Raw genomic sequence first — 19634 nt, forward strand, 5'->3', positions numbered from 1 at the left:
GATTCATAATGGTAAAGGTACTTTATAACGGAGATATTAAAGAGGAAGTTTTACAAGGAAAGAAAATTGCAGTAATCGGATATGGCTCTCAAGGTCATGCTCATGCGCTTAACTTAAAAGAAAGCGGCTTTGATGTAGTAGTTGGTTTACGCGAAGGAAAATCATGGGATAAAGCAGTTGAAGATGGTTTAGACGTTCGCCCTGTTGCAGAAGCAACTGCAGCTGCTGATGTAGTAATGGTTCTTCTTCCAGATGAAATGCAGCCTAAAGTATATGAAGAAAGCATCAAAGCAAATCTTCAAGCAGGAAACGCATTAGTATTTGCACATGGTTTCAACATTCACTTCAGCCAAATCGTTGCTCCTGCTGATGTTGACGTATTCTTAGTAGCTCCAAAAGGCCCAGGACATTTAGTTCGCCGTACTTATACAGAAGGTGCTGGAGTTCCTGCTCTATATGCTGTTTACCAAGATTACACTGGTCAAGCACGTGATGTTGCTCTTGCTTATGCAAAAGGAATCGGCTCTGCTCGTGCCGGAGTATTAGAAACTACTTTCCAAGAAGAAACAGAAACAGATTTATTCGGAGAACAAGCGGTTCTTTGCGGCGGTGCTACTGCCCTAATCAAAGCTGGCTTCGAAACTCTAGTAGAAGCAGGTTACCAGCCTGAAGTTGCTTATTTCGAGTGTTTACATGAATTGAAATTAATCGTTGACCTTTTATATGAAGGTGGATTAGAAAACATGCGTTATTCTATCTCTGACACTGCTCAATGGGGAGATTTCGTATCTGGACCACGTGTAGTGAACGAAGATACAAAAGCGCGCATGAAAGAAGTATTAAAAGATATCCAAACTGGTAAATTTGCTCAGGGCTGGATCTTAGAGAATCAAACAAACCGCCCACAATTCAACGCAATTAACCGTGCTGAAAACAATCACCAAATCGAGGTTGTCGGCCGCGAGCTTCGTGCATTAATGCCATTTATTAAAAAGCCAGTAAATGCGAAGAAAGAAGTGGTGGTAAATGGTTCACGTTAACATCTTTGATACAACCTTACGTGATGGAGAACAGTCTCCTGGTGTGAATTTAAACCAGCTTGAGAAATTAGAAATCGCCAGACAGCTTGAACGGTTTGGGGTTGATATTATGGAGGCCGGCTTTCCGGCTTCCTCTCAAGGCGATTTTGAAGCAGTAAGAGCCATTGCCCAAACAATCAAGAATTCTTCGGTTACAGGCCTGGCACGTGCAACAAAATCGGACATTGACATTGCGTGGGATGCGTTAAAAGGTGCAGCCGAACCTAGATTGCATGTTTTTCTTGCTACCTCCCCTATCCATATGCAATATAAGCTGATGAAAACTCCAGAGGAGGTTATTAACACAGCAGTAGACATGGTTAGATATGCGAAACAAAGATTTCCGCATATTGAATGGTCTGCAGAAGATGCTTCCCGCTCTGATCTGGATTTTCTAGTTCAAATTATTACAAAAGTCATTGATGCCGGAGCAACTGTCATTAATCTTCCGGATACAGTAGGTTATACAACCCCTGAAGAATATGGACGGATGTTCCGTTACATCAGAGAAAATGTACCTAATATTCATAAAGCTGCCCTTTCTTGTCATTGTCACGATGATTTAGGAATGGCCGTTGCCAATACATTAGCAGCAATTGAAAATGGTGTAACTCAAGTTGAAGGTACCATCAACGGGATTGGTGAACGTGCCGGCAATGCCTCTTTAGAAGAAGTTGCCGTTGCCCTAAATATCCGTAAAGATAAGTATCCATATACTACCAATCTAGTTTTAAAAGAAATTAAACGCACAAGTGATTTGGTCAGCCGTTTAACAGGGATGATTGTTCCGCCTAATAAAGCAGTTGTAGGAAGAAATGCCTTCGCTCATGAATCAGGAATACATCAGGACGGCGTTTTAAAAAATGCGTTAACCTATGAGATTATCACTCCTGAATTAGTCGGGGTTACTTCCAATGACTTAGTTCTTGGAAAACATTCTGGCCGCCATGCCTTCAAGGACAAAATCGAGCAATTAGGTTACTCCTTATCACCTGAAAAACTTGCTGAAGCATTTACTTCTTTTAAACAATTAACCGATCGTAAAAAGGAAGTTACAGATGAGGATTTATTTACCATCTTAACTGATATTCAGACAGCGACTATCGATGTGAAAAAATATGAATTGGTTGCTTTCCAAGTGCACTATGGTTCAGCAAATCTCCCTACTGCGACTGTTGCCCTTACAACTCCAGAGGGTAATCGAGTTGAAACAGCGCGTACCGGATCAGGAAGTGTTGAAGCATTAATGAACACCCTTGAAGCACTAATTGAAGAAGAAATCCATTTGACTGATTTCAGACTAAGTTCTGTTGGCCAAGGACGCGACGCTCTTGCTGAGGTCCATGTAAAGATGACGGTGAACGGAACCTCTTACTCGGGCCGCGGCTCTGCCCAAGACGTTTTGGAAGCATCAGCAAGGTCCTTCTTAAATGCAGTCAATCGTGCTTGTTTTAACCAAACAGCATTAGTTCAAGAACCAGCAGCACTATAAAAAAGTTCTTATTTAATAAGAAAAGCGCAAGGCGCTTAGACTTCGGCGACAAGCACAAGACGAGCCGGCCGAAAGGTTGTTCTTTAACCTTTTGGACGGATTGGCTTGTGACCTCGAGCCGATGGCGCCTGGAGCTGGACAATTCTCGAAGTGGAAATTTATACATTCTTATATTTAAATAAAGGCGTCCCCATAGGCGCTAATCGTAAAACAAAAAAATGAGGAGGTTGCTTCTAGTGAAAAAACATATTGTCTTACTTCCCGGTGATGGGATTGGCAAGGAAGTTATTAATTCCGCAAAAGATGTCTTACAAGCAATTGCAGAGGAATTTAATCATAGTTTTAGCTTTGAAACCCATGAAATCGGAGGAGCAGCCATTGATCAGTACGGCACTCCCCTTCCGGATTCAACAGTCGATGCTTGTAAACAAGCAGATGCTGTCTTACTAGGTGCTGTAGGCGGACCAAAATGGGATCAAAACCCTTCCCATCTTCGTCCAGAACGTGGCTTGCTTGGTATTCGGAAAGCGTTGGATTTATACGCAAATTTAAGGCCAATTAAGGGATTTAAGAATCTGCTCCATGCTTCCCCACTTAAGGAAGAAGTCGTGGCAGGAAGCGACCTCCTCATTGTACGTGAATTAACGGGCGGGCTTTATTTCGGTACACCAAGCGAACGCCGTGATAATGGTAATGCTGTAGTCGACACACTTTCTTATACACGTAAGGAAATTGAAAGAATTGTCGATAAAGGTTTCCAAGCTGCCCAGCAACGCTCGGGGCACCTTACTTCGGTTGATAAGGCCAATGTCCTTGAATCCAGCAAGATGTGGCGTGAAGTGGTTGAGGAGAAAAAAGCTCAATATCCTGATGTAGTGGTTGAGCATCTGTTAGTTGATGCTGCCGCAATGAAATTAATCACAAACCCAACTCAGTTTGATGTCATTGTGACAGAAAATCTTTTTGGCGATATTTTAAGTGATGAAGCTTCTGTTTTAACTGGCTCGATTGGTATGCTCCCTTCTGCAAGCTTGCGTGAAGACGGTGTTGGTCTGTACGAACCAGTTCATGGTTCCGCACCTGACATCGCCGGCAAAGGAATTGCCAATCCAGCTGCGATGATTTTATCAGCTGCCATGATGCTGAGATATTCATTTGATTTAAATAATGAAGCCAAAGTGATTGAAGATGCCGTACAGTCGGTTCTCGATTCTGGATTCCATACAGGGGACCTTCAAATTGCAGAAGGACGCCAAGTAGGAACAGCAGAGATGACAAAATTGATTGTTGATTATATTAAATCGCAGCATGCATCCAAATGCATCGCCAGCTGTTATTATTAATTCATTTGCAGGGTAAACCAGTTAATTAAATGGTTTACCCGCAATTTTTCTATCCATAAAAACTATAAATCACTTATAGTGAGGAAGTGTACTATGACAACACCAAAAACAATTATCCAAAAAATTTGGGAACAGCATGTTGTTCATCAAGAAGAAGGAAAACCAGATTTACTATATATTGATTTACATCTTGTTCATGAAGTAACCTCCCCTCAAGCGTTTGAAGGCTTGCGCATGAACGGGCGCAAAGTTCGCCGCCCTGACCTGACTTTTGCAACAATGGATCATAACGTGCCAACCCGCCAGAGGCTGACTATTAACGATCCTGTTTCGAAAAATCAAATTGATACCTTACAAAAAAATTGTCAGGAATTCGGAGTAACCCTTGCTGACATTCATCATCCAGATAACGGAATCGTCCATGTTATCGGGCCTGAGCTTGGTCTTACACAACCTGGTAAAACCATTGTTTGCGGCGACAGCCATACCTCTACACACGGTGCATTTGGTGCCCTGGCCTTTGGTATTGGAACAAGCGAAGTTGAACATGTTCTTGCCACCCAAACCCTTTGGCAAGCAAAACCAAAAACCCTTAATGTAAAGGTTAATGGAAAACTTGGGACAGGCGTTACTGCAAAAGATTTAATCCTCGCGATTATCGGAAAATTCGGTGTTCAGTTTGGTACTGGTTATGTCATTGAATATACTGGTGAAGCAATCCGAGCCCTTTCCATGGATGAGCGTATGACGGTCTGTAACATGTCCATTGAGGCTGGCGCTAGAGCAGGATTGATTACTCCAGATGAAACCACTTTTGAATACGTACGCGGCAGAAGACATGCTCCACAAGGGGAAGAGTTTGAGAAAGCTGTAGAAAAATGGCGTGCTCTTGCAACAGATGAAGGTGCAGTTTATGATTCTGTAGTTGAAATTGATGCAGCTGAAGTTGAACCGCAAGTAACATGGGGAACGAACCCTGGTATGTGTATCCCGGTTACAGCAAACGTACCAAGTCCTGCTGATTCTAACAAGCCAAGCGAAAAAGATGAAATCAAGCGTGCCCTTGAATATATGGGACTTGAAGCTGGACAGCCTCTTTCAAGTGTAGCGATCGATTATGTATTTATTGGTTCTTGCACAAACTCAAGATTGAGCGATTTACGTAAAGCTGCTGAAGTGATTCACGGCCGCAAAGTAAATCCTGGTGTTAAAGCGATTGTTGTTCCAGGTTCATTTAGTATTAAACTTGCCGCTGAAAAAGAGGGCATTGATCAAGTGTTTATTGAAGCTGGTTTTGAATGGCGTGAAGCAGGCTGCAGTATGTGTCTTGCAATGAATGATGATATTGTTCCTCCAGGCGGACGCTGTGCATCTACTTCTAACCGAAACTTCGAAGGACGTCAAGGAAATGGTGCCCGCACCCACCTTGTAAGTCCAGAAATGGCAGCAGCCGCTGCGGTAGCTGGTCATTTTGTGGATGTCCGTCAATTTACTGCTCAGGAGGTAATTTAATATGGAACCATTACGTGTGCACCAAGGCCTTGTTTATCCATTAAACCGTTCTAATATTGATACTGACCAGATTATCCCTAAGCAGTTTTTGAAACGGATAGAACGCAGTGGTTTCGGCCAATTTTTATTTTATAACTGGCGTTTTGATGACAACGGGAATCCTCGTCCTGATTTTTCATTGAATGAGCCGAAATATAAAGGCGCATCCATCATAGTTGCCGGCGAGAATTTTGGCTGTGGCTCTTCTCGTGAGCATGCCCCATGGGCAGTTCAGGATTTCGGCTTTAAAGTCATTATTGCTCCAAGCTATGCCGATATTTTTAAAAACAACTGTGTGAAAAATGGTATTCTCGCGATTGTAGCTAGTGAGGATCAGGTTCAGACAATTATTAAAAAGGCTGAGTCCACTGAATACACATTAACAGTTGACCTTGAGGAACAGAAAGTATACGACAATGAAGGTTTTGAACTTTCATTCGATATCGCTCCATACCCTAAGCAAATGTTGCTTAATGGCTGGGATGAAATTGGCGTCACTTTAACATACGAGGATAAAATTAATCAATATGAAGCTGCAAGCAAATAAAATGCGCTGGGCATTGCCCTAGCGCATTTTTTCTGCCTATTAAAATTCTGGCAGATGATCCAGATTGTTCTCCTTAATACCATCCGGTTCACTCCGAATGATGTCCCGGCCATATTTATGAAAAACATCTACATGGGCGAGTTTGCCTGCCTTCGCTTCATTTAAAGCGGTTAGATAATCTAATTCCCGCCCAGAACTGGTTCTGAACGCGATGATGTCGCCATCATCATTTTTTCTAACTGCAACAAACTCCTCTTTTCCGGGGTTAGTCCCTTGATTCGCCTCAACTTGTGCCTGCTGTTCACCTTGTGCTTTATACTCTTCGTAAATTTTTTGATAATCCTTCTGTTCCATCACTTCCACCTCCGAACATTTGTTATTATTTTTCATTATCATTTCATTTATCCTTTTGGACAAAAATGTCAATAAATGTTCAAACTTATCCTAAACTAATAAAAAATTACAGTTAATTTATCATGGTATAATTTACCTAGTTAGGGGTGATGATATGGAATTACCAAAAGAAAATGTTTGGTTTTACATCCGCGATCATCAACAACAAGGACCTGTTGGTTTTTTTGAATTAGGGAAACTATTTGAACAAGGCATCTTACCTGCTGAAACTTATATTTGGAACAAAGATATGGATGATTGGCAGATGGCAAATAGTCTATATCTGCTTCCGGAATCCTCCTTTAAGTATAAAATCGCCGATTCAAAGGTAAATTTAGCTGCCACTTGGCAGGAACTAAAAAAGGATACTTATCCAAATGGAAGACCCTTTGTACGTTTTTTGGCTAGGTTATTTGATCTATCGTTATTTTCTCTTTTCCTTATCACATTTGTATCGATCTTTTCCCCGTCCTTTATTTTTAAGTCATCAAGGTTATTCATCTTTTTACTTAGCGTGATTCTCTATATTTCTGTAGAGGCTTATATCCTCTCTATCTTTGGCAACACCTTAGGTAAGGCCATTCTAAACATTCGTTTATATAAAGTAAATGGAGAGCGAGTCGACATTTTAACAGCAATAAAACGGAGTATTTATGTAACTGCAGTTGGAATGGGACTTGGTGTACCGATTATTAATTTGGTTTGCTTTTTTTTCTCTTTTCTTGATCTTACAAAGAATGGAAGGTCGACCTGGGATAGGCAAATTGGAACTGTAGTATTATATGGGCACACTAGTACAGCCCGGATTTTATTTATCAGTTTTTTTCCGATTGCCTTATTAATTGCCGGTTTTGTTTTATAAAATTGTATAATTGACGACCCTTCATAAATTTTTATGGAAGGGTTTTATTTTCATTGAACAGGAATTTAGATTCAGTTCATCATGAATTGAATAAATTCTCATACTACTGATAGTTCTACTGTGGATTCCCGGTAATTCATCCAACTTTCCATGATATACCTTCTTTTGTCATTCCATTTTAACGAATAGATAAATGATTGGGATGGATTTATATTGGACCCGTTCTTTTTCACTTTAAAGCTTAACCAGTGTATACTACTTTTAATAAGCCTTTACGGAGTGAAGAAAATGCCAGATTTAGATAAAACCCATGATCCGCTTCAGAACAAGTTGCTAATAGACCAAATAACCGGAAATAAACTACATATAAAAGAACTAATACAAGAAACCGATTCCTTATTTCAGCAATCACGTCACTTTTCCAACGCACCTCAACCTGAAGCAAGCAGATCATTTTCTATCATAAAAAAACTTGAAAGTGGTGTTTTTCATCTTACTGCTGAGCGAGCTCGGCTATTGGAACCTACTCGAATTTTACTGGACCATGATGGAAATGTCGTTCCAGATTGGAAAGACAAGCTTGACGTGGAGTACAAGCGATTACTTGCTAACATTAAGAAAGAAATAAATGTAGTGGATTATGGAGCAGTTGGGGACGGAAAAACAGATTGCACCTCTGCATTTAAAAAGGCACTTGGTAACGGACAAGTTAAAGTAATCGTTCCTCCTGGAATTTATGTCACGAAGGGTATTACACTGCCGTCTTGGACATGGTTTATCGGCTCGGGTGCAGGCACAACCACGATTAAACTTCATGACAAAGCCCCAAAGGGCAATAGATTAATCACAAACGCTAATCATTGGAAAGGAAATCATCACCTTTTTGTCCAAGGCTTAAGTTTGGATTGGAACGTCGAAAGACTCGGTAATGTTCAAAAGACAAGTACATGGGGCAACCATTCAAGCTGTTTAACCTACGCAAATGTTACTTACGGCTGGGTGAAAGACGTGGAAGGAATGAATCCCGGACTTCATTGTTTTGATATTTCTTCAACATTATACAATTATGCCGGTGACGGATATCGGGCCCGCGGCGGCAGCAAATATGTCTGGCTTGATCATGTGACTGGCTACGGTTTTGGTGACGATGGAATTACCACACACCACAGCGATTATATTTTTATCTCTAATTCACATATGTGCGACCCAAGCGGTCGTGCTCATCAACAGGGCTTCTCAAATTCAAACGGAATCGAGATTGATGATGGTTCGCGGAATGTTTGTTTAGTGAATAATTCAAGCTCCCGATGCTTTGGCGGAATTGAAATAAAGGCCCACGAGAATTCTTCTGCGGCGTCCAACGTGATAATCATGGGACACATTTCTCTGAATGATAATCGTTCTTTTAACTTCCGCCATATAGGTCACCATAACCGGAACGATTCAGAATCGAGGAGTGCCCATAATATTATCGCTGCCAATCTGGCAGCGATTGCACCAGTATACTCTGATTTATATAAGGATTCAACACCACGAGGATTAGTCGTTTCCGCTTATAAAAATGTGGTCGTTAATCAATTTACAGTGGTTGGCGGCCCTGAGTATGACTTTAAAGGCAACCCGGTTATTGCGGTGCAATATCGAGCCAGAAATGTAATTTTGAACAGAGTGACAGTCAAGAATTTTACAAATCGAGGGGCTTGTATAAAGGTTTACGGCGGCGATAATCATGCTGACTCTATTAAAATTCAAGATTGCTCTCCAGAAGAAATTGAGGTTGGGCCGGGTGTACAAGATGTTTGGATTGAAACAATGGCCCCTGCCCATGGACCTGCCGGAATTTAGACCACATAAGAAAAGCGAAAAGCGCCTTGAACAGCCCCGACAAACATAAGACGCTCAGGGAAAGNNCTCAAAGTTAAAAACTTTTATACCTTCTTATCTCATGAAAAAAGCGTCAAATCATTTTTGACGCTTCCCTTCCTTCTCAACAACAATTTCGTCTACTAGTTTTTCAGCAGCTCTTCTGTATAAATTACTCATATGGACTAGAGTAGAAATCATCAGAACCTGCTCTAAATAAGCAGCATCATCTTGGTGGTCCTCAGAGATTTCCTCCTTTACTTGCGTTACTCTATCTCCAATATCTACTTTAAAATCAGCAACATTTTGGCTGGTTAGATGTAAGTAACTACTATAAAAAGAATCTAAATCCATTTTATCATTTATAATTTTTTTATTAATTCCGCTTAGGGTCACTTTAATATCATTGATCGATAGTGCCCCCTTTAGCTGGTAAATCAAGCTCATTAAAATTAGATGTTCTTTTGAATATTTTTTATTTTGTATCGGAAAAATCAATTTTCCCTTTGCATAGTTATTAATCATGGTTTTAGTAAGAATCTTATCTTCTTGATTCCGCTTTGACTCGTTGAATTTATTTTCAAATAATTGAATGACCTGGTCCATATATAAATCAATGTTTGGAATTTCATCCAGTGTTAAATTTATCTCAGGACCTATCGAATCAATGATATGTTTGATATTTTCCATTTTAAAAGCCCCCACTAACTTAATCGATAATATTATTATACATAATGAGATAAAGATTGACTAGATTCTGTTTTATCAGTATTATTATAAGTAGTTATAAAAACTACATGTGGTGTTAAGGAGGCAAATAAATGCATAATTATATTCGAGAACCCATTAATGGATTAACCCATTTAGCCGGTGCCGTTTTATCCTTTGTCGGTTTGCTCATGATGGTCATAAAAGCGTCCATGACCACCCCAACTCCGCTTGCGATCACCGCTGTCATTATTTTTGGTGTCAGTATGATCCTGCTTTACTCTGCTTCAGCGACATATCATATGGTCATTGCACGAGATAAAGTGATCGCCTTTTTACGTCGGCTCGATCATTCGATGATTTTTGTTCTGATTGCGGGAACGTATACGCCTTTTTGTTTTATTAGTCTGAACGGAAAAACAGGTGCCATTTTATTTTCAATTATCTCGGCGGTTGCGATTAGCGGCGTTGTTTTTAAAATGGTCTGGTTTTCTTGTCCACGCTGGATTTCGACTGCTTTGTACATCGCGATGGGCTGGATGATTGTGTTTGTCTTCTCACCACTTACAGGAAGCCTAAACTCGATTGGACTGTTCTTACTTATCCTTGGAGGAATCTTCTATACGATCGGCGGAGTCATTTACGGGGCAAAACCGAAGTTCCTTGAAACTAAATATCTAGGCTTCCACGAGATTTTTCATATTTTTATTTTATTAGGAACCCTGTCACATTTCTTAACGGTATACCTATATGTGATTTAATTTTAGACGCCTCTAACAAAGGCGTTTTTATTTTGCAAAATTACATATTTTATACAAATTCATTAACATTAAACTTTTTATATTGACTCAAACTAAGATTAGGTTTTAATAACGTTTATCTGCTTCTTATTACGTTTAGCCAATTTAGATGGCAATGACTTGGGGTCATGTGAACTTATAACAAATTGGTTAAAAAACAACTGAGGTGTTTAATTTGTTTCGATTAATATTTCAAATTATTGTCATTGGACTATGCTCGATTCTTTTTGGCTTTGCCTTTAATACATTCCTAATCCCCCATAAGCTGACGTCCGGTGGTGTAACGGGTATCTCCTTTTTAATTCAGCACTTTACCCATATTAATACTGGGTTGATTATTCTCGCGATTAATATTCCATTATTTTTCGTTGGGATTAAATATTTGGGAAAAAAATTTGTCTTGTTTACTGGATATGCGGTATTGGTTTTATCACTTAGTATGCGATTCATCCCGATTAGGGCCATTAGTCCGGATATTCTTCTCTCCTCGATTATTGGCGGTGCTCTCTATGGAATTGCTGTTGGGCTCATTATCCGTCAAGGCGGGTCCACGGGTGGAACTGATATTATCAGTTTAACCCTTGCCAAAAAGAGGAACATTCAAGTTGGTTTTTTAAATACCATTATGAATCTTTTTGTGGTAGGTAGTTCTGGACTGATTTTCGGATGGAATATTACCCTTTATACAATAATTGCGATCTATGTGGCCGGCCGTGCTGTCGATATGGTTTATACCAATCAGAATAAATTGACGATTACGATTATAACCGATAAGTATCATGAACTAACGGACGCTTTATTTCAACTGCATGCAAGAGGGGTTACGATGACCGATGTTGAGGGGGCTTACACTCATAAGCAAAGGAAAATGTTAACGACTGTTATTACCAAATTTGAGCTTAATGAAACAAAGCATACGATAAAAAATGTCGACCCTCAGGCGTTTGTGAATATCATGCAAACGATGGAAGTGATGGGACGATTCCGGAAAAATTAAAAGCAGACAGCCATTAACGTTTCGGCCTTCTGCTTTTGTCTGGAGGATGAAGTAGTTCTAGGATCCAGCTTCCTGTCTTTTAAGCTCGTCCATCAACACTTGAGCATGATTATAAACTGTTTCTTTTGCTCCATATAAAAGAGTCACCCTATCCTCCTCAGCCAGTTCAAGGATTTTCTTGACTAAATCACCTTTCTCATTATCCGTCCGTAGCTCATTAAGATACTTCGTTCGAAACTCTTCAAAAAGTTCCGGTACATGACAAAATGACTTCCGCAGCTCATTACTCGGGGCTACCTCTTTAAACCAAAAAGATAATCTAGCTGCATCCTTCGAAATCCCGCGTGGCCACAGCCGGTCAACCAAAATCCTGCAGCCATCCATCTCATCATAAGGTTCATAAATTCTTTTAATAAAAACATTAGACAAAAACAATCACTCCCCTATGGGTAAATCTCCATTCGTCCACTCCAAACGGTCAATGTCCACGAATGGTGTCAGGCACCAAAAAGCTAAAAGCCTTAGTCTTCATCTTTTATATCTATATCTTCTGGAATTGGTTCACTCTTCAATTCCTCCACTAATTTCTTATATTTCTCAAGCTGTTCAAAATGTGTTTTGAACTGATTCTTGAAGATCATTACTACGCCATCTTCGTCATGCAAAACTCGTATTTTACCTTGTAAAATTAGTTTCTCTACATATGGTACAGACACCGATAAATACTTAGCCGTTTCCTCTAATGTTAAATACACTTTTTCGTCACTCCTACTACTAACTTTGTAAAGCCTACTATAGCCTATTTTAGCATGAGTTACTTAATTTTCTACTATTCTCATTTCTGTCCGTTCACCAACAAACTAATGCCGTAGAGGTTGAACATAAATAAATGAATGAGAAAAAAGGACAACAAACAGTTAAAAACCCCTGCATTGTAAATTTCATGGCAGAGGTTTTTGTTTATTGTTATCAAATGAAGATTTTCAAAAGTGTTAGTCTATTTTGTAATAACCACAAACAACTTGACCGACTGCTTTTGCGGCTACTAATAGGGCATCTTCATCAATATCGAATTTTGGATGGTGATTAAAGTATGGTTTTTCTACCCCTTTTGGTGTGCAGCAAATGTAGAAGAAGCACGCTGGAAATCTTTTCGCATAGTGTGCAAAGTCTTCTGATGGGGACATCTTAGGGAATTCCTTTACTTCCGTAATTTCTTTATCATTCGCATTTTTCAAAAATCCAGCAACCATCTCTGTCACTTCTGGATCGTTATATAATGGTGGATAATCTGGTGTATAAGTAAGTTCACATGTTACATCAAATTCTTGTTCAACCCCCTTGGCGATGCGGCGAATTTCTTGTTCAATTAATTCGCGGGTTTCATCTGTCATGGCACGGACATCACCTTCGAGCACTACACTATCCTTAATAACATTGAATGTTCCTTTTCCGTCAAATGAACCAATCGTAATAACCCCCATATCAAATGGGTTTAAACGGCGGCTGACAACCGTTTGAATAGCTGTTACGAAATGGGAAGCAGCTACAATGGCATCATTTGCTAAGTGAGGAGAAGAACCATGTCCTCCTGTACCTTGAACTTTCAACTTAAAGTAGGCACGTCCTGGAAATACGTAGCCGCTGTTATAGCCGACAACGCCTGCTGGTCCAAGCGGCAGTAAATGGATCCCGAAAATATGATCTAAGTCATCCAGTAAACCCGATTTGATCATCCCGATTGCTCCACCAGGCGGTACCTCCTCAGCAGGTTGATGAATAATTTTGATCTTGCCAGGGATTTCATCCTTGAGTTGAATTAAGCAGTCAGCAAGAATCATCAGATAAGCGGTATGTCCATCATGAGCGCAAGCATGCATGACACCTGGTTTTTTCGATTTAAATGGTACATCAGTTTCTTCAAAAATTGGAAGCGCATCAAAATCAGCACGCAGCCCAATTGTTTTTCCAGGTTCTCCACCAGTTATGGTCACGATAAGGCCATGTCCGCCGCCAACATTGGTTTGTACTTCGACATCTTTACCTTTATAAAACTCTTCAATATACTTACTTGTATTTTCTTCTTCAAATGAAAGTTCAGGATTTTCATGAAGATATCGACGAATTTCAATCATTTCTTTTTTACGCTCTTCTAACATTTTCATCAATTTGTCTTTCATTTTTTTTCCCTCCATTACATTCCTACTCATTTATTTAGTACGACTAATGGAAACATTAACCAGCCTTTTTGTTGAGTACATTTTCTTTATGTTCCTTTCCTGCATTCTTGGGAACCATTAGCACGATAGAGAATATAGAAAGGATACCAAAAATGACATTGACGATAACTCCTCCTGCTGCGGCAACTTCAATACTAGCAGCATTTGTAACGGCACCATAAACTGCTGCAGAAATGGCAACACCGAATGCTCCTCCAAGTGAGCTTGCCATTTTGTAAACCCCTGCAGCCGCCCCAACTTTATCTGAAGGAGCATTGGATACGGAAGTATCTGTAGATGGAGTTGCATAGATGCCAAGTCCTAAACCAAATAATGCAAAACCAATGAACACAACAATTGTATAAGCAAAACCTTGTAAGAAGGTTAAACCCATAAGTGCTACACCAATAGTAGTAATCACAGCTCCCCATATCATTGGAGATTTCGCACCTGTTTTTTGTAAAATTTTCTCGCCAACCCGAATCATCGCTAACACTGCGATTAAGTAACCAATTGACAGCATTCCTGATTGGAAAGCAGTAAATCCTCGCCCTACTTGAACATACGTATTGGCAACAACTAATGTACCAGCTACTGCATTTAATAAGAAGTTAGAATAAGTTGCACCTGCATATGGTTTGTTTTTAAATAAAGAGAAGTCGATTAAAGCAATGGCATTGTTTTTTTCAACTTTAACAAAAGCAATAATTCCGATAATGGCTACAACTAAATTAATTAAAGTAAGAGTGCTTGTCCAACCCCAATCTGACCCACGAGTAATAAAAAGATTCAAGGCAAGCATCGTTATAATCAAAATGATTAATCCTGCAACGTCAAATTTAAAAGCACCTTTTGATTCTGCTTTACTTTCTGGGGTATCTTTTATAAGCAGCATACCAAGAAGAGCAAAAATAATGGAGAAAATAAAAATCCATCTCCATCCCAAATAGGTTGCAATCGCACCTCCAGCAAATGAACAAACTCCTGATCCACCCCAAGACCCGATTGACCAGTAACTTAGAGCGCGCTGACGATCTTTTCCCTCATAATACTCCTTCACTAGAGCAATGGTTGATGGCATAATACATGCTGCAGAAATACCTTGAATAATCCGTCCAACAATCAGCAGCGCTGCCCCTTGTGTCACCACAAGGAGTAAAGAACCAATAACACTCAATATTAATCCAATATACGTAACTTTTTTCCGTCCTATTTTATCCGCTAGACCACCAGCACCTACAATAAACATACCTGAGAATAACGAAGTTAAGCTAATTGCAATATTCAATGTTCCAAGTGAAATACCTAAATCTGATTGTACAGCTGGCACTACGTTAACCATGGCTTGAGCAAACAGCCAGAATGTAATAACGCCAAACACAATCCCGGTAATCAATTTATTTGTACCTTTATAGGTTTCCATTCTTTTACCTCCTCAAATGCAAAATTTATAAGTATCTTGCATTTTAATAATTTTTCTTAATAACACCGGTGGTATGTCTATATTATAAAAAAGACTCCCTGTAAAAAGGAGCCATTTTTTATCCAAATTAAGCTATCGGATACATGCATTTATAAACGCAGAAAATATCTAAACGAAATTTGACGGTATATTTTTTACCTTTACTGTGTAAATAGATTGAATAAGTAAAGCAACAGATTGTTCAGGTGAAAATATTTAAAGATTCATTCTCTTTTAAAGAAATACTTTTCTTAGTTCAAAAAAATGAATCGCATTCATGGTTAAGTAAGAATAAAACGACCATTCCGCGTCAATCATTTCATCAAATACTTCTAAAGATGGTTGACTTGAATGTGTAATATAGTCAATAATCTCGGCATCCATTCCAAATTTACTGTTATTTTGCCACCAATTCTTATACAAAGCCCCGTGGTCTTTATCAAAAACATATTTACGTATTTGATATTCTCCGCTAGGGATTCCTTTTATCGTTACTCGTACTTCTTTCATTAATTTTTGTAGAAAAGTTTCCTCTATAGAAAAATAAGGATTAACAATATTGTGATTTATTAACACAATCTGATAGCCTCTTTCATTTTCCGTCATAATATAAAAATCCCCTTTTGCAATCACCCTGCCTTGCAGTCTGTTGAAAAATGACATTGCATAATAGGCAGGACGTTTTCCATTAAAATAATGAAACAATTCCATTCCTTCTAGTGGAATACTCTTTCCTCCTACACTTTTTTCATGTATTTCAGAATTAATCCAGAAACCGAGTGATTTTACATCTTCCGCTGCGTTAATTGCATCATTCAATATTAACGCTCCACGGAAAAATGTTCCATTCGTATAACGAGTATTTCCTGAAAAGGAACTCCAAGTAAGCAAATGCAGGGGTTTTTCTATCGAATGACTTTTTAAATAGTGCTTTATTTTCTCCGTTTTTTTTCTAATAAAATCTTTTGCTAATAGATAATTATCATCGATTAATTCTTTAAAATCGACGATTTCATTAGGGTTCGCTTGAAAAGCAATAAAATCAATTTGCTCTTCTTGGTGCAGTACCCATCTATGCTTGTCATCTGTTGTCCCAGTTTGAAATGAAAATGGTAATAATACGCCAACTTGAATAGAAGGAACCATTGTTTTCAATAATTTGTGTAATGATAAATAGAAACGTTCTAACCTTTTATGATCTAAAGCTTCATCATTTGTTAAGTACACAAAATACCAGGAGCTTACATAATTTTCACCAAATACTTGCAAGCAATGTCTTAAAAAATGTTCAAGCTTTTGAAGGTATGCATTTTCATCTGAGGAGATGCCTTTATAATTTACTTGTATAAATAATGATAAATCATTTGTTTTTACAAATTGAATCACTTCATCTGAATTATAGTAAGGCGATGTTGTCGGTATTAATTCATCTGTTTCTACTGCCGAAGATATTGTTCCTCCACTTAATAACTTATGTATGCTGATATACTTTATATTCAATCCTTTTTTAGCTAATATCACTTGCCTGCGAACGTTATCTTTTTGTAGTTCTCTCAATTCACCAATCGATAAAATATTGGAAGGATGAACCAATAGTCTACTGTTAGTAGCAGATAAGTCAATTTTTAATTCTTCGAAGTGAGTTTCTGTATTACTAAAGGATGATGAAGTATCCCCCTCTGATAGTAAATCCCCTATTTTCATTATAATTTCCGGGGAACTAAGAAGTGTCCCTGAATCTTGCAACTGATAATTTTCCACTAAATTCACTTGTTCCTGCTTGTTCTTTTCACGAAAAGAATGAGGTGTCTCTCCATGCATCTCTTTAAATAAATTTGTAAATGATTTTGTGTTAGGGAAGCCATTTTTCATTGAAATATATGTGATGGAATCGTTAGAATAGAGTAAATCTTTTACACTGTGTTCTAACCTAATATTCATTAAAAAACGGCTAAAGCCTATATCTAATTGCTGTTTAAAATATCGGGACAAATAACTGGGAGACAGATAAAAATGATGAGCTACATCTTCTAACGTGATTGGTTCGTCAAAATGCTGCTTTAAATAGCAGATAATCTCTTTTAATCGCTGATTTTTGACAGTTATTTCTTCAACATTGTTTCTGTCCCCTTTAAATCTTAGAATCAAAGTAAGCAAAATTCTACAAATTAAAATATGTAATTCTAGCTGACTCCCTTCTTCATGTCTGCAATAGGTAACCAACAATTCAGAGAGAAATTTACGCATCTGTACAATAATATTTTCTTTTCCTCGATCAACTTGCCGCGAAAATAAATTAAAATGATAATGACGGTACTCCTGATAATATTTCGAAATAAATGTATCTGGAATACTTAATGTTAAAACAGTATTTTTCTTTACAGCGCGCACTTTATATAATTGATTTCGGTTTATCACAAGCAGGTCATTTTCTTGCAGCTGAAAAAATCCGCTATCCATTTCAACAACTAATTCACCATCAAGTACAAGAAGAATCTCAATTCCTTGGTAGATTCTTGATGATAGAAACTCTATGTTTTGTAAGTGCAATTGAAAGTCCTCTACGTTTTCCATTCCTTGCCCTCTCTTCGTCTGGTCTGTTTTGAACCTGTGCCAAATATTATATTTAAATAACGACATTTACAAAAACTGCTTGAGATGTATTATGTTTACTATATCCTTCGTTTATTTTGAAGAAACAGCCCTTTCCCAAAAAATAGATCGGTAGTTGGGTTAAAAAAGAACAAAAAAGCTTCAAACCCTTCTCTCTCAAGGGTTTGAAGCTCTTAAAATGATGACCTGTTTTAATCCAAATTAACGCCCAATCCCCGGACGGTGATTAAGAAAGTTTTCGCAGGCAAAGCCTCTTACCTCTTCCTCTTTAAAATGCTTCAACAATTCATTAATCAGATTTTGACTCTTAGAGGCATCTTCCAAATCCTTGACAAAGGCAGTAATACCATCAAAATCAGAACCCAAGCCAATTTGCTTCACGCCCCCTAGGGAACAAAAATGATCAATGTGTTTGACCAAATCTGAAATAGTCACTACTCCACTTTCCTTAATAAACGGAGGATTATAAACCACATGGACCAATCCGCCTCGCGCAAACATAGCCTTCGCCTGTTCGTCCGTTAAATTCCGAGGATGGTTACAAAGAGCGCGGGCATTGGAATGGCTGGCAATCGGATACCTTGCTAATTCAATAACATCCCAAATTCCTTTGTCACTCAGATGAGATACATCCGTAAGAATTTGATGTTGATTATTAAACTTAACAATCTCCTTGCCAAACAGAGTCAGCCCTCCTCCGCGCGGTTCCCCGGCACCGTCAGCAGCAAGATTTGCTTGGTTCCAGGTCAATCCCACAGAGCGCACCCCAAGCTGATACAGAATATGAAGCTTCGCCAAATCATTTCCGATGGCATCTACACCCTCAAGTGTTAACATCGCTCCTATCTGCCCAAGCTTCAAACGGTCAAAGTCCGACCACTCTTTGATATGGACCATATCTGGATTACGACCGAGAACTTCCTTATAAAAATAATCAATTTGCTCAAGAGCGACCTGAAACTTCTGATCGCCTTTAATATCCGGCTCAATAAAGATGGCAAAGCATTGGACTTTGACCTGGCCGGCTTGTAACCGATTCTTATTGGTATTGAGTTCCTTTGCATCAGCAAATCGTAAGGAGCCCTTTGCTTCTTGGAGTTTCATCAAGGCATCGCAATGCAGATCGATAATATTCATTTTTTCCAAAACTCCTTTTTATAAAAATTTTACCATAACAAAAAAAGGTCAGATATAAAAATATCTAACCCGATTAATAGCGGCTTTAGTTTTCCTCCGCCATCTTTTTCACTTTGGGCAGGACCTTATCCCAAATTTCAGCGCTGGCATCTCGATAGATTTGACCATCTGCCATCGCCGAAAAATCACCTTGCAGAATATGAAGGGTCGTCTTGCCTTCCACTTCATCTAATTGAAAAGTAATTCCATCTTCCTTCGTAACCTTTGGTCTTTCTGCCATTCGAACATCAAAGACAGTAAAATGGAGAAGTTTGTTTTGCTGGACAGAGGTTACATTTCCCTCCACAATCACGGTCCCGTCCTGGCCTTTCCAATAGACTGGACTTCCTAACTCCCATGTTGACTCTAGATGAAACTCTGGCCCTCCACTGGAAAACTCGACTGCCCACTGACGATTTAATTCACTAATTGTTAAGACATCCCAAACCTTTGAAGCAGGAGCATTAATTTCAATCGTCTTGTCAACAAATAATTTAGTCATCTGGCCCTCCAAAACTGGTAAAGTATT

Annotated in this window: 18 protein-coding genes; 9 read left to right on the forward strand and 9 right to left on the reverse strand. The window is 38.8% G+C overall.

Annotated elements, in window-relative coordinates; genetic code table 11:
• Positions 1–8: 8 nt before the first annotated feature.
• The 5 genes from ilvC (at position 9) to leuD (ending at position 6012) form a co-directional block, all read left to right on the forward strand.
• Positions 9–1040, forward strand: coding sequence for a ketol-acid reductoisomerase (ilvC, locus tag COD92_RS09915; protein ID WP_098527358.1), 1032 nt, complete (start codon positions 9–11; stop codon positions 1038–1040).
• On the forward strand, positions 1027–2571 hold the full coding sequence (locus tag COD92_RS09920; RefSeq protein WP_098527359.1) for a 2-isopropylmalate synthase: 1545 nt from the start codon (positions 1027–1029) through the stop codon (positions 2569–2571). Before ilvC ends, COD92_RS09920 begins: the two co-directional genes overlap by 14 nt.
• 236 nt (positions 2572–2807) lie before the next feature.
• Positions 2808–3914 (forward strand): 3-isopropylmalate dehydrogenase, encoded by a 1107-nt coding sequence (leuB, locus tag COD92_RS09925; RefSeq protein ID WP_098527360.1) that lies wholly within the window; start codon positions 2808–2810, stop codon positions 3912–3914.
• A 93-nt stretch (positions 3915–4007) separates the two neighbouring features.
• Positions 4008–5426 carry a 3-isopropylmalate dehydratase large subunit gene (gene leuC / locus COD92_RS09930; protein WP_098996233.1) on the forward strand — a complete coding sequence of 473 codons (1419 nt, stop codon included), beginning with the start codon at positions 4008–4010 and terminating at the stop codon, positions 5424–5426.
• 1 nt (position 5427) lies between these two features.
• Positions 5428–6012, forward strand: a complete 585-nt coding sequence (gene leuD / locus COD92_RS09935) for a 3-isopropylmalate dehydratase small subunit (protein WP_098527362.1) — start codon at positions 5428–5430, stop codon at positions 6010–6012.
• A gap of 39 nt (positions 6013–6051) precedes the next feature.
• Here the strand turns inward: leuD and COD92_RS09940 are convergent, their stop codons facing one another.
• Complete coding sequence (locus COD92_RS09940) at positions 6052–6366, reverse strand: DUF3892 domain-containing protein (RefSeq protein ID WP_098527363.1); 315 nt, start codon at positions 6364–6366, stop codon at positions 6052–6054.
• Positions 6367–6520: 154 nt separating this feature from the next.
• Here COD92_RS09940 and COD92_RS09945 point away from each other — a divergent pair, with 154 nt between their 5' ends.
• Positions 6521–7267 carry an RDD family protein gene (locus tag COD92_RS09945; protein WP_098996234.1) on the forward strand — a complete coding sequence of 249 codons (747 nt, stop codon included), beginning with the start codon at positions 6521–6523 and terminating at the stop codon, positions 7265–7267.
• A gap of 288 nt (positions 7268–7555) precedes the next feature.
• Complete coding sequence (locus tag COD92_RS09950; protein ID WP_098996235.1) at positions 7556–9112, forward strand: glycosyl hydrolase family 28-related protein; 1557 nt, start codon at positions 7556–7558, stop codon at positions 9110–9112.
• Between the two features lie 117 nt (positions 9113–9229).
• Here the strand turns inward: COD92_RS09950 and COD92_RS09955 are convergent, their stop codons facing one another.
• Entirely contained in the window at positions 9230–9820 is a 591-nt protein-coding gene (locus COD92_RS09955; RefSeq protein WP_098527366.1) for a DUF1836 domain-containing protein, read from the reverse strand.
• Positions 9821–9951: 131 nt separating this feature from the next.
• Here COD92_RS09955 and trhA point away from each other — a divergent pair, with 131 nt between their 5' ends.
• Both trhA and COD92_RS09965 read left to right on the forward strand, forming a co-directional pair.
• Positions 9952–10599: a PAQR family membrane homeostasis protein TrhA gene (gene trhA, locus COD92_RS09960; RefSeq protein WP_098527367.1), complete on the forward strand. Its 648-nt coding sequence runs from the start codon at positions 9952–9954 to the stop codon at positions 10597–10599.
• Between the two features lie 214 nt (positions 10600–10813).
• The gene (locus COD92_RS09965; RefSeq protein ID WP_176541032.1) at positions 10814–11635 is read left to right on the forward strand and encodes a YitT family protein; all 822 of its coding nucleotides are present in this window, start codon (positions 10814–10816) and stop codon (positions 11633–11635) included.
• A 57-nt stretch (positions 11636–11692) separates the two neighbouring features.
• Here the strand turns inward: COD92_RS09965 and COD92_RS09970 are convergent, their stop codons facing one another.
• The 7 genes from COD92_RS09970 to COD92_RS10000 all read right to left on the reverse strand — a co-directional run bounded on the left by COD92_RS09970 (position 11693) and on the right by COD92_RS10000 (position 19607).
• Positions 11693–12064, reverse strand: coding sequence for a DUF488 domain-containing protein (locus COD92_RS09970; RefSeq protein ID WP_098996236.1), 372 nt, complete (start codon positions 12062–12064; stop codon positions 11693–11695).
• A gap of 92 nt (positions 12065–12156) precedes the next feature.
• A complete protein-coding gene (locus COD92_RS09975; RefSeq protein WP_098527370.1) occupies positions 12157–12390 on the reverse strand; it encodes an excisionase family DNA-binding protein in 234 nt (77 codons plus the stop codon).
• Positions 12391–12627: 237 nt separating this feature from the next.
• Positions 12628–13815 (reverse strand): amidohydrolase, encoded by a 1188-nt coding sequence (locus COD92_RS09980; protein ID WP_098996237.1) that lies wholly within the window; start codon positions 13813–13815, stop codon positions 12628–12630.
• Between the two features lie 55 nt (positions 13816–13870).
• The gene (locus tag COD92_RS09985) at positions 13871–15277 is read right to left on the reverse strand and encodes an MFS transporter (RefSeq protein WP_098996238.1); all 1407 of its coding nucleotides are present in this window, start codon (positions 15275–15277) and stop codon (positions 13871–13873) included.
• Positions 15278–15550: 273 nt separating this feature from the next.
• Positions 15551–17890 carry a helix-turn-helix domain-containing protein gene (locus COD92_RS09990; protein ID WP_098996239.1) on the reverse strand — a complete coding sequence of 780 codons (2340 nt, stop codon included), beginning with the start codon at positions 17888–17890 and terminating at the stop codon, positions 15551–15553.
• Between the two features lie 240 nt (positions 17891–18130).
• Positions 18131–19066, reverse strand: coding sequence for a dipeptidase (locus COD92_RS09995; protein ID WP_098996240.1), 936 nt, complete (start codon positions 19064–19066; stop codon positions 18131–18133).
• 85 nt (positions 19067–19151) lie between these two features.
• The gene (locus COD92_RS10000) at positions 19152–19607 is read right to left on the reverse strand and encodes an SRPBCC family protein (protein ID WP_098996241.1); all 456 of its coding nucleotides are present in this window, start codon (positions 19605–19607) and stop codon (positions 19152–19154) included.
• Positions 19608–19634 lie beyond the last annotated feature (27 nt).

Source organism: Bacillus sp. AFS037270, from assembly GCF_002585305.1.